Source organism: Enterobacter sp. 50588862 (genome assembly GCF_001462935.1).
GTDB classification, from domain to species: domain Bacteria; phylum Pseudomonadota; class Gammaproteobacteria; order Enterobacterales; family Enterobacteriaceae; genus Enterobacter; species Enterobacter bugandensis.
Window position 1 is genome coordinate 59656 of sequence record NZ_LNHM01000021.1, and the last position, 12483, is coordinate 72138.

Here is a 12483-nt window from a genome sequence, read left to right on the forward strand (position 1 = left end):
AGTCAGAGGGGCTTACACTTCCAGGAAGTTCATGATCCCGTCAGCCGCTTTACGTCCTTCGGCAATCGCGGTAACCACCAGGTCGGAACCGCGAACGATATCACCACCGGCGAAGATTTTCGGGTTGCTGGTCTGGAAGGCGTTGTCGCTGCCTTCCGGCGCAATCACGCGGCCCTGTGAGTCCAGCTCTACGCTGTGCTTCGCCAGCCACTCCATGCTGTGAGGACGGAAACCAAACGCCATCACCACGGCGTCAGCCGGGATCACGTGCTCGGAACCGGCCACGATCTCCGCGCGGCGACGGCCTTTCGCATCCGGCGCACCCATCTCGGTACGCGCCATCTTCACGCCGCTTACTTTACCGTTGGCATTCACTTCAATACCCAGAGGCTGGATGTTGAACTGGAACTCCACGCCCTCTTCACGCGCGTTTTTCACTTCGCGCTTAGAGCCCGGCATGTTCTCTTCGTCACGACGGTAGGCGCAGATCACGTGCGCCGCATTCTGACGAATGGAGGTGCGCACGCAGTCCATCGCGGTATCACCGCCGCCCAGCACCACCACGCGTTTGCCTTCCATGCTGACGAAAGGCTCCTCGGCGGTTTCGCCGTAGCCCATCAGCTGTTTGGTGTTGGCAATCAGGAACGGCAGCGCGTCATAAACGCCCGGCGCATCTTCGTTCTCCAGACCACCGCGCATGGACTGATAGGTACCCACGCCCAGGAACACGGCGTCGTAATCCTTCAGCAGGTCGTCGAGCTGCACGTCGCGGCCCACTTCGGTATTGAGTTTGAACTCAATGCCCATGCCGGTGAAGATTTCGCGGCGGCGGGTCATGACCTCTTTTTCCAGCTTAAAGGCCGGGATCCCGAAGGTCAGCAGACCGCCGATCTCCGGATGACGGTCAAAGACCACCGCCTTCACGCCGTTACGGGTCAGCACGTCCGCACAGGCCAGGCCTGCCGGGCCCGCGCCGATGATCGCCACGCGCTTGTCGGTTTGCTTCACGCCGGTCATGTCCGGACGCCAGCCCATCTCAAACGCTTTATCGTTGATATAGCGCTCGATGTTGCCGATGGTCACCGCGCCAAACTCGTCGTTCAGCGTACAGGAACCTTCGCACAGACGATCCTGAGGACACACGCGACCGCACACTTCCGGCAGGGTGTTGGTCTGGTGAGACAGCTCGGCGGCTTCAAAAATACGTCCTTCGTTGGCCAGCTTCAGCCAGTTAGGGATGTAGTTGTGTACCGGACATTTCCATTCGCAGTAAGGGTTACCGCAGGACAGGCAGCGGTCTGCCTGTGCTTTGGCCTGGCCTTCTGAAAACGGCTCGTAGATTTCAACAAATTCAATTTTGCGGATCTTCAGCGGTTTCTTTGGCGGATCAACACGCTGCAGGTCGATAAACTGGTATACGTTCTGGCTCATCTGAATTCCTTACTGCGCCTGCACGCGCAGCTCTGCTGCGCTACGACTACGGTGACCCAACAGGGCTTTAACATCGCTGGACTTCGGCTTAACCAGCGCGAATTTCGCAGAGAACGCTGGCCAGTTCGCCAGGATCTCTTCGCCGCGCGAAGAACCGGTATGCTGCACGTGTTCGGTAATCAAACCGCGCAGGTGTTCTTCATGAATGGCCAGCGAATCAACGTCCAGCACTTCCACCAGTTCCGGGTTCACGCGCTTGCGGAACTCACCGTCTTCATCCAGCACGTAGGCAAAACCGCCCGTCATGCCGGCGCCAAAGTTCACGCCGGTTTTACCCAGGACGCACACAATTCCGCCCGTCATGTATTCGCAGCCGTTATCGCCGATGCCTTCCACCACGGTGATGGCACCGGAGTTACGCACCGCAAAACGCTCGCCCGCACGGCCCGCGGCAAACAGACGACCGCCGGTCGCACCGTACAGACAGGTGTTGCCGATGATGCTGGCTTCATGACTGCGGAAGGCTGAACCGACCGGAGGACGCACCGCCAGCAGACCGCCCGCCATGCCTTTGCCGACGTAGTCGTTGGCATCGCCGGTCAGGTATAACTCAACGCCGCCGGCATTCCACACGCCGAAGCTCTGGCCCGCGGTACCGCTGAAGTGCGCGGTAATCGGATCCGACGCCAGCCCCTGGTCACCGTGCGTTTGCGCGATGTAGCCGGAGAGGGACGCGCCGACAGAACGGTCGGTGTTGCGGATATCAAACCAGAACGTTTTGCTCTGCTTCTCGTCCACGTACGGCTTCGCCTGTTGCAGCAGCTGCGCGTTCAGCACGCCGTTGTCGAACGGCGGGTTGTTCTCGGTGCAGTAAACCGCTTTGCCAGGATGCGGCTCAGCCGTTTCCAGCAGCTTAGACAGCTCCAGCTTCTGCTGCTTGGCGGTGAAGCCTTCCAGCTCTTTCAGCAGGTCGGTACGGCCAATCAGATCCACCAGACGCTTCACGCCCAGCTGCGCCATCAGCTCGCGGGTTTCACGGGCGATGAAGTCAAAGTAGTTGGTCACTTTGAACGGCAGGCCGTGATAGTGATTCTTACGCAGCTTCTCGTCCTGGGTTGCAACGCCGGTTGCGCAGTTGTTCAGGTGGCAAATACGCAGGTATTTACAGCCGAGCGCAACCATCGGGCCGGTACCGAAGCCGAAGCTTTCCGCACCCAGAATCGCCGCTTTGATGATGTCGAGGCCGGTTTTCAGACCTCCGTCTACCTGCAAACGGATCTTGTGACGCAGACCGTTAGCCACCAGCGCCTGCTGGGTTTCCACCAGGCCAAGCTCCCACGGGCAGCCCGCGTATTTCACGGAGGAGAGCGGGCTTGCGCCGGTACCGCCGTCGTAGCCGGCAATGGTGATCAGATCCGCATAGGCTTTCGCCACGCCGGTGGCGATGGTGCCGACGCCCGGCTCGGAAACCAGCTTCACGGAGATCATCGCTTTCGGGTTGACCTGCTTCAGGTCGAAAATGAGCTGCGCCAGATCCTCGATAGAGTAGATATCGTGGTGCGGCGGCGGGGAAATCAGCGTCACGCCCGGCACCGAGTAGCGCAGTTTGGCGATGTACGGGGTGACTTTATCACCCGGCAGCTGACCGCCTTCGCCCGGTTTTGCACCCTGAGCGACCTTAATCTGGATCACATCGGCGTTAACCAGGTAGGCAGGGGTTACGCCAAAGCGGCCGGACGCCACCTGCTTGATGCGCGACACTTTGTTGGTGCCGTAACGGGCCGGATCTTCACCGCCCTCGCCGGAGTTGGAGTTGCCGCCGATGCTGTTCATGGCTTCCGCCAGCGCTTCGTGCGCTTCCGGGCTCAGCGCGCCGATGGACATCGCCGCGGTATCGAAGCGTTTGAACAGTTCGGATGCAGGCTCAACTTCGTCAACGCTGACCGCTTCATCGCCCGGATTGAGGGCAATAAGGTCGCGCAGCGTCGCTGCCGGACGGTTGTTCACCAGCTCGGCATACTGCTGATAATCGCTGTATTCGCCGCTCTGTACCGCCTGTTGCAGCGTGCGCACCACGTCCGGGTTGTAGGCGTGATATTCGCCGCCGTGAACGTATTTCAGCAGGCCGCCCTGTTCCAGCGGCTTACGTGCCAGCCAGGCGCGCTTCGACAGGTTCACCAGATCCTGCTGGAAGTCAGCAAAACCGGCCCCGCCGATGCGGCTGACAACGCCCTGGAAGCAGAGGTTGGCGACGTCGTCGTGCAGGCCGACCGCTTCAAACAGCTTCGAGCAGCGGTAAGAGGCAATAGTCGAGATGCCCATTTTGGACATGATCTTGTACAGGCCTTTGTTGATGCCGTTACGGTAGTTCAGCATCACCGTGCGGTAATCTTTGTCGATGGCGCGGGTGTCTACCAGGCGGGCCAGCGTTTCGTAGGCCAGGTAAGGGTAGATCGCCGTCGCACCAAAGCCTAACAGCACGGCAAAGTGGTGCGGATCGCGGGCGCTCGCGGTTTCCACAATGATGTTGGCATCGCAGCGCAGGCTCTTGTCGACCAGACGCGTCTGGATAGCCCCCACCGCCATTGGCGCAGGCACTGGCAGACGGTTTTTCGCAATGTTACGGTCAGACAGCACCAGCAGAACGGTGCCGTTACGCACCATCTGCTCGGCTTTGTCGCACAGCGCATTCACCGTCTCTTCGAGGCTCGTTTCGGTCACGTCGAAGGTGATATCGAGCGTGTCGGCGCGGTAGTGCTCCTCGGTCATGGTGGTGAGCTGTTTAAAATCAGAGTACAGCAGGATCGGCGATTTAAAGGTCAGACGGTGCGCCTGGCCTTCGGCTTCGCAGAAGACGTTCATCTCGCGACCGATGCTGGTGGCCAGCGACATCACGTGGGCTTCACGCAGCGGATCGATTGGCGGGTTGGTCACCTGCGCAAACTGCTGACGGAAATAGTCGTAAATAATGCGCGGCTGGCTGGAGAGCACGGCGAACGGGGTATCGTCACCCATCGAGCCGACCGCTTCCTGGCCGTTTTCGCCGAGCACGCGAATAACCGAGTCCAGCTCTTCCGCGCTGTAGTTAAACTGCTTCTGGAAGCTTGCGAGGGTATCGTCGTCCATCTCGCGGCTGCCCACTTCGTCGTCAGACAGATCTTCGAAGGGTACCAGGCGACGGACGTTTTTCGCCATCCACTCTTTATACGGATGGCGGCTTTTCAGATCGTTATCGGTTTCCGCAGAGTGCAGAATACGGCCGCCGCGGGTATCGATCACCATCAGCTCGCCCGGACCGACGCGGCCTTTCTCGACCACTTCGTCAGGCTGGTAATCCCAGATCCCCACTTCAGAGGCGCAGGTGATGAGTTTATCTTTGGTGATGACGTAGCGCGCCGGACGCAGACCGTTACGGTCCAGGTTACACGCAGCGAAGCGACCGTCGGACATCACGATACCTGCCGGACCGTCCCACGGCTCCATGTGCATGGAGTTAAAGTCGAAGAACGCGCGCAGCTCCGGATCCATATCCGGGTTGTTCTGCCAGGCCGGTGGCACGAGCAGACGCATGGCGCGCACGATATCCATCCCGCCTGCCAGCAGCAGTTCCAGCATGTTATCCATGGAGCTGGAGTCAGAGCCGGTTTCGTTCACGAACGGTGCGGCATCGTGCAGGTCAGGGATCAGCGGGGTCTGGAACTTATAGGTACGAGCACGCGCCCACTGGCGGTTACCGGTGATGGTGTTGATCTCGCCGTTGTGCGCCAGGTAGCGGAACGGCTGCGCCAGCGGCCAGCGCGGCACGGTGTTGGTGGAGAAGCGCTGGTGGAACAGGCAAATGGCCGATTCCAGACGCAGGTCCGCCAGGTCCAGGTAGAAGCGCGGCAGGTCAGCCGGCATACACAGACCTTTATAGATGTTCACCAGGTTAGAGAGGCTACAGACGTAGAACTCTTTATCGTCCTGGAGACGTTTTTCAATGCGGCGACGGGCAATAAACAGACGGCGTTCCATATCGCGCGGACGCCAGCCCGCAGGCGCGTTAACGAAAATCTGCTCAATACGAGGCAGCGAGGAGAGGGCGATTTCACCGAGTACCCCTTCGTTGGTTGGCACATCGCGCCAGCCGACAATCGACAGGGTTTCGCGCTGAAGTTCTTCTTCAACGATGCGGCGTGAGGCGGCAGCCTTTTCAGGATCCTGATTCAGGAACAGCATGCCGACAGCGTAGTTTTTGGCTAAACGCCAGCCGCGCTCTTCCGCCACGATGCGGAAGAAACGATCCGGTTTTTGCAGCAGCAGGCCGCAACCGTCGCCGGTTTTACCATCGGCCAGGATGGCGCCACGGTGCTGCATACGGGCCAGTGCGTGAATAGCGGTACGCACTACCTTGTGGCTAGGTTCGCCTTCTATGTGGGCGATCAGGCCGAAACCACAGTTATCCTTCTCAAGGGATTTATCGTACAACATATCAGTGAACCTCCCCAGGCTCGTCGGGCTTCCCACTGAACTTTACCGTGGCGCACAGGCGCAGAAAGAGCATGGCGACGGGGTTAGCGTTTCATACGCGGACCTCGCATTCGCCCTCTTTTTCATCCTTTCGCGCAGGTAAACAAGTTTGAGGACTTGCTTCAGAGGGAATCTCAATTACTGCATAAATATGATGAGCAGGCCGCTCATCCAGAAAGCTTCCAGCGGATTTCCAACTTATCGGGAATTGGTACACAGGTCAAATGGCAATCTTATTTATACAAAAATGTGCTAAAGCGTAATTATCATTTTGTTTTTATTGGTTATTTGACTAATTTTACAACCACTGAAAGCGCCAGGAAGGTGCAGGGGAGTGTGATCTGACTCACTATATGAAAGCGGTATTATTGATGCAGCGTGCTGAAATGCGGATTTATGGCAGAATAATAATCTGGTGCATTGTTCGAACCCGCATAAAATCACTGTTTTTAAGTCCTGGCGCTATAAATGAAAAAAACCATCAGAACATAAGGAAAAGTAATTACGTGGCGGGTGAATGAAATCTCGGTAATCTTGATTATTTATTCAAATGGATAAAGGCCGTCCAGGGCGATTGATCCAGGTCATCGCCGACAGAGGCTAAAAATGGCAGGCTTGTCCCCTTTCTTCGGGACGGTCTATCAGATTATGCAGTTACAGAAATTAGTCAATATGTTTGGTGGGGATCTTTTGCAGCGGTACGGTCAAAAGGTGCATAAGCTGACGCTGCACGGCGGCTTTAGCTGCCCGAATCGCGACGGCACCATCGGGCGCGGCGGCTGCACCTTCTGTAACGTTGCGTCGTTTGCTGACGAAGCCCAGCAGCATAAATCCATCGCAGAACAGCTCGCCCATCAGGCCAGCCTGGTGAACCGCGCGAAGCAGTATCTGGCCTATTTCCAGGCCTACACCAGTACGTGGGCGGAGGTTCAGGTATTACGCTCGATGTATCAGCAGGCGGTCGCTCAGGCGAACATTGTCGGGCTGTGCGTGGGTACGCGCCCGGACTGCGTACCGGAGGCGGTGCTGGATTTACTTAGCGAGTACAGAGAGAAGGGCTATGAGATCTGGCTGGAGCTGGGCCTGCAGACCGCGCACGATAAAACCCTGCACCGTATCAATCGTGGGCATGATTTCGCCTGCTACCAGCGCACCACGCGTCTCGCCCGCGAGCGTGGCCTGAAAGTCTGTTCGCATTTGATTGTCGGCTTGCCCGGAGAAGGGCAGCAGCATGGCCTGGAGACGCTGGAAAAAGTCGTGGAAACCGGCGTAGACGGCATTAAGCTGCACCCGCTGCATATCGTGAAGGGAAGCATAATGGCGAAAGCCTGGGAAGCCGGGCGGTTAAGCAGTATCGAGCTCGACGACTATACGGTGACGGCGGGAGAGATGATTCGCCACACGCCGCCGGAGATTGTCTACCACCGCATCTCCGCCAGCGCCCGCCGTCCAACGCTTCTGGCACCGCTCTGGTGCGAGAACCGGTGGACGGGGATGGTGGAAATCGACCGCTATCTTCAGGAAAACGGCGTACAGGGTTCGGCGCTGGGCCGCCCGTGGGTTCCCCGTCTACCGACGACGGCCGCCTAGCAGACTCCCCAGCATGCCGCGCACAATCTGATTAGTAACCTGCCTCGCGGCGCTTTTCGCCATGGTCTGTACCACGCCGTCGCGCTTGCCGCCGCGCGGTCCGGTTGTGCCAAACAAAATGTCTTTTAGCCCGCCGAGAATGCCGTCATCCACTGCGACTGACTGGCCCTTAGCGGGTGGAGCATCCTGCGATTCGGTGGTTGCCTGTACCCCTTTTTGCAGCATCTCGAACGCAGACTCCCGATCCACCTCGTCTTCATACTTGCCGTACACCGGGGAGTGATTAATCAGGCTGTTACGTTCATCGTCGGTAACCGGCCCCATGCGCGAGCAGGGCGCGATCACCATTGCGCGTTCCACTACGGACGGGCTGCCCTTGGCATCAAGGAACGAAATCAGCGCTTCACCGGTGCCCAGCGCCTGAATCGCGGCTTCGGTATCAAAGGCCGGATTGGCACGCATGGTTTGCGCGGCGGCTTTCACCGCTTTCTGATCCTTCGGCGTAAAGGCGCGCAGGGCGTGCTGCACGCGGTTACCAAGCTGGCCCAGCACATTGTCAGGAATATCCGACGGGTTTTGCGACACAAACCAGACGCCGACCCCTTTGGAGCGGATCAGGCGGATAACCTGTTCAATTTTATCCAGCAGCACCTGCGGCGCGTCGTTAAACAGCAGGTGTGCTTCGTCAAAGAAGAAGACCAGTTTGGGTTTTTCCAGATCGCCCGCTTCCGGTAACTGCTCGTACAGTTCGGAGAGCATCCACAGCAGGCTGGCGGCGTAAAGCTTTGGCATCTGGTAGAGCTTCTCTGAACTCAGAATGTTGATGATGCCTTTGCCGCTGCTGTCGGTGCGCATCCAGTCTTTAATATCCAGCATCGGCTCGCCGAAGAAGTGTTCGGCGCCCTGCTGCTCCAGCGTCAGTAGCCCACGCTGAATGGCACCGACAGAGGCGCTGCTGATATTGCCGTACTGGTTCTGGAAAGATTTGGCGCTATCGCCGATGTACTGGGTGATGGTGCGCAGATCTTTGAAATCAAGCAGCAGCAACCCCTGATCGTCGGCGATACGGAAGATAATATTCAGCACCCCGGACTGCACGTCGTTGAGGTTGAGCAGGCGGGCCAGCAGCAGCGGGCCGAGATCGGAAACGGTGGCGCGTACCGGGTGGCCTTTCTCACCGAAGATGTCCCAGACCACCACCGGGTTGCCGTGTGGCGTCCAGTCCGTGATACCGATATTTTTCAGACGCTCGAGCAGTTTTTCTGACGCTGTACCTTCCTGAGCCACACCGGTTAAATCGCCCTTCACGTCAGCCATAAAGACCGGCACGCCAATCTCTGAAAGTGACTCCGCCAGCTTCTGGAGAGTGACTGTTTTCCCTGTGCCAGTGGCGCCGGTAATCAGACCGTGGCGGTTCGCCATCGCGGGCAGTAGATACAGCTCTTTTTCCAGCGTCCGGGCAATTAACAATGGTGTACTCATGATGCGCTTCCTCTCTTAGTCCTGGGTGGAGTATAGGCAACCTGACGGCAAAATGGTTGAGTAAATTGCTGACTTTGCGGCGCATTGTCCAGCGCGGACTATGCTTTTGCATACGGTTCATAAAATAGTGGAAAACAATGTCCAGATTCTTCTTTAACGATCGCAAACAGCTGGTCAATGACGCCATTGAAGGCATACTGCTTTCTGCGCCACATGCGAATCTCGTCAAACTTGATATCGATCCAGCTATCAGGGTTGTCGCCCGCGGCGACTGGGATAAAAGCCGCGTGGCGGTGATCTCCGGCGGTGGCTCCGGGCACGAACCGGCGCACGCCGGATTTGTCGGTAAAGGCATGCTGACGGCGGCAGTGTGTGGCGATCTGTTCGCCTCCCCGAGCGTGGATGCGGTGCTGAACGCTATTGTGGCGGTGACGGGCGATCGCGGCTGCCTGCTGATCGTCAAAAACTATACCGGTGACCGGCTTAACTTTGGCCTGGCGGCAGAAAAGGCCAAACGCTACGGCCTGAAGGTCGAGATGGTGATTGTGGCGGACGATATCGCGCTGCCCGACAACAAGCAGCCGCGCGGCATTGCCGGCACGGCGCTGGTGCACAAGATTGCGGGCTATGCAGCGGAGCAAGGAAAATCGCTGAGCGAGGTGCGGGATATTGCGCAGCAGGCCTGCGATAACCTCTGGAGCCTGGGCGTTGCGATGCAAACCTGCAACCTGCCGGGCAGCGACGATGAAGAGGGGCGCATCAAACAGGGCCATGTCGAGCTGGGGCTGGGGATCCACGGGGAGCCGGGTGCCTCGGTGGTTGATACGCAAAACAGTAAAGTGATTATCGACACGCTGGTGACGCCGCTCAAAGCGCAGGCGGGCGAGGGGCGTTTCGCGGTGTTGATCAACAACCTCGGCGGCGTGTCCGCGCTGGAGATGGCTCTGCTCACCAAAGAGCTGGCACATTCAGCGCTGAAAGAGAATATTGCGTACCTGATTGGCCCTGCGCCGCTGGTGAGCGCGCTGGATATGAAGGGCTTTTCTCTGACGCTGCTAAAGCTCAACGATTACTTTGAAAAGGCGATTCACGCCGAGGTCGAGACGCTGGGCTGGCAGAAGCCTGTGGCGTTTGCCCCTCTGCGTACCGTTCCGCAAAGCGCTATTCACGATAGCGTGGAATATGACGCGTCCGACAATCCGCAGGTGAAGGAGTCTGTTTCACAGGTGACGAAGACGCTCATACAGCTTGAAAACCGCCTGAATGCGCTGGATGCCAAAGTGGGCGATGGCGATACCGGCTCTACGTTTGCGCAAGGTGCACGGGATATTGCGCAGCGCCTGGAAGAAAACACTCTCCCGCTGAATGACGTGCCTAAGCTGCTGTTGCTGGTGGGGGAACGACTGGCCACGGTGATGGGCGGATCGAGCGGTGTACTCATGTCGATCTTCTTCACGGCGGCGGGGCAAAAGCTTCACGATGGACAGCCGCTACCTGAAGCATTGCTGAGCGGACTGGCGCAGATGAAGCAGTATGGCGGGGCAGATCTCGGCGATCGTACGCTGATCGATGCGCTGCAACCAGCGCTGGAAGCCTTGAAGAAAAAAGATCTTCAGGCGGCAGCGCAGGCTGCGCAGCAGGGAGCGGAGGCAACGGCGAAAATGGCGAAAGCCGGAGCAGGGCGCTCATCGTATGTGAATAAAGAGAATCTGGATGGGGTAATGGACCCGGGGGCGGTCGCGGTGGCGGAAGTGTTTAATACATTGGCGCAGTAGCAAAAGTAGGCCGGGTCAGGCGAAGCCGCCACCCGGCAAACTCACATCAGAAATCCGCTTTCAACACCACGCGATAGCGGGCTTTGCCGTCGCGCACGTGCTGGATGGCTTCGTTAATTTTCGACATTGGATACAGCTCGGTGGTCGGTGTCACTTTGGTGCGGCCGGCTAACTTCATCAGCTTGCGCAGCTCGTATGGCGTACCGGTCGCGGAGCCTGACACGCTGCGATCCCCGCCGATCAGGGTAAAGGCCGGAACCGGCAGCGGCTTCATCACCGCACCCACGGTGTGGAAGTTACCGCCGTAGGCCAGCGCTTCAAAGTACGGCTGCCAGTTGAGATCGACGTTCACGGTGTTGATGATCAGGTCAAACTGCCCAGCCAGCGCGTTCAGCGCGTCCGGATCGCGGCTGTTCACGACTTTGTCCGCGCCCATTGCCAGCACTTCTTTCTCCTTCGCCGGGTTCGAGCTAAACGCTGTCACTTCACAGCCCATCGCGTGCAGCAGCTTGATGGCGATATGGCCCAGACCGCCGATACCGATCACGCCCACGCGGCTGGTGGCGGTGACGTGGTGCATCAGCAGCGGTTTAAAGACGGTGATCCCGCCGCACAGCAGTGGACCAGCAGATTCAATATCAATGCTGTCCGGCAGCGGGATGACCCATTGCCAGTCGGCGCGCAGCTTATCGGCGAAACCGCCCTTGTTCAGGATGGTGGGCACTGCACCTTCAAGGCAGTTGATCTGGTTGCCGCTGATACAGGCGTCGCAGTGGCCGCAGCTGCGTGCTGTCCAGCCAATGCCCACGCGCTGGCCAACCTTCAGCCCTTTGTCCTGCGCGGCGCTGCCGAGCGCGACGACGCGGCCAATCACTTCGTGCCCGGCAACCAGCGGATAGCTGGAGAAGCCCCATTCGTTGTCGATCATCGAGAGATCTGAGTGGCAGACCCCGCAGTAATCAACCTGTACTTCGACGTCTTCTGCTTTTAGTTCGCCCGCATCGTACTCGTACAGCTCAAGTTCTGCACCCGCCTGCGGTGCGGCGTAGCTTTTTATCTTCGACATCGTGTTTCCCCCGTTGTGGTGTGAACTGAGAGTGTAGAGCATTCAGTTTACAGCCGCTTAACAGAAGGGGGCAGGAACGAAACTTACAGACTTTTCAGCATTCTGACTTCGCAGTCGACGTGGCCCGTGCAGCCCAGCGGCGCATCGATATGCTCAAAGCCCAGATGTTCATACAGGCCGATGGCCTCTTTGAGGAAGGCGGTGGTTTCGAGGTAACAGCGTTTAAAACCTTGATTGCGCGCGTGCTCCAGGGCGACCAGCGCCAGCTTTTTCGCCAGACCCTGTCCACGAACCGACGGCAGGAAATACATTTTCTGCAGCTCACAGATATCCGGCTCGCTGCAGCTCAGCGGTGCAACGCCGCCGCCGCCCACAACCTGGCCGTCCTGCTCAATGACCCAGTAGGCGTGGCCCGGCTGGCTGTACAGCTTAAACAGTTCGTCAAGATTCGGGTCGGCAACGGTGTAACCTTTATCCGCCGTCAGCCCAAACTCTGCAGAAACGGTGCGGATAACGGCGGCGATAGCCGGATTGTCCTGCTCAGTGATCCGACGCATCGTCGTCGCGACGGGGGTAATCACGCTCATAGCATTACTCATTACAAAAATTGACACACAGTTGCTGTTAATA

Annotated in this window: 7 protein-coding genes; 2 read left to right on the top strand and 5 right to left on the bottom strand. The window is 58.3% G+C overall.

Features of this window, described 5'->3' with window-relative positions; all coding sequences use genetic code 11:
* Positions 1-12: 12 nt before the first annotated feature.
* A complete protein-coding gene (gltD, locus tag APT89_RS08125; protein ID WP_060572034.1) occupies positions 13-1431 on the bottom strand; it encodes a glutamate synthase subunit GltD in 1419 nt (472 codons plus the stop codon).
* Positions 1432-1440: 9 nt separating this feature from the next.
* Positions 1441-5901, bottom strand: a complete 4461-nt coding sequence (gene gltB / locus APT89_RS08130; RefSeq protein WP_047367043.1) for a glutamate synthase large subunit — start codon at positions 5899-5901, stop codon at positions 1441-1443.
* Between the two features lie 687 nt (positions 5902-6588).
* Here gltB and APT89_RS08135 point away from each other — a divergent pair.
* Positions 6589-7530 (top strand): TIGR01212 family radical SAM protein, encoded by a 942-nt coding sequence (locus tag APT89_RS08135; RefSeq protein ID WP_120787289.1) that lies wholly within the window; start codon positions 6589-6591, stop codon positions 7528-7530.
* Here the strand turns inward: APT89_RS08135 and APT89_RS08140 are convergent.
* Complete coding sequence (locus APT89_RS08140; protein ID WP_060572036.1) at positions 7510-9012, bottom strand: helicase HerA-like C-terminal domain-containing protein; 1503 nt, start codon at positions 9010-9012, stop codon at positions 7510-7512. The genes APT89_RS08135 and APT89_RS08140 overlap by 21 nt on opposite strands.
* Positions 9013-9149: 137 nt before the next feature.
* On the opposite strand from APT89_RS08140, the gene APT89_RS08145 reads away from it, so the two are divergent.
* A complete protein-coding gene (locus APT89_RS08145; protein WP_060572037.1) occupies positions 9150-10787 on the top strand; it encodes a dihydroxyacetone kinase subunit DhaK in 1638 nt (545 codons plus the stop codon).
* Positions 10788-10833: 46 nt separating this feature from the next.
* Here APT89_RS08145 and ahr read toward each other — a convergent pair whose 3' ends face one another.
* Both ahr and APT89_RS08155 read right to left on the bottom strand, forming a co-directional pair.
* A complete protein-coding gene (gene ahr, locus APT89_RS08150) occupies positions 10834-11853 on the bottom strand; it encodes an NADPH-dependent aldehyde reductase Ahr (protein WP_060572038.1) in 1020 nt (339 codons plus the stop codon).
* 83 nt (positions 11854-11936) lie between these two features.
* On the bottom strand, positions 11937-12440 hold the full coding sequence (locus APT89_RS08155) for a GNAT family N-acetyltransferase (protein ID WP_028014579.1): 504 nt from the start codon (positions 12438-12440) through the stop codon (positions 11937-11939).
* Positions 12441-12483: the final 43 nt, after the last annotated feature.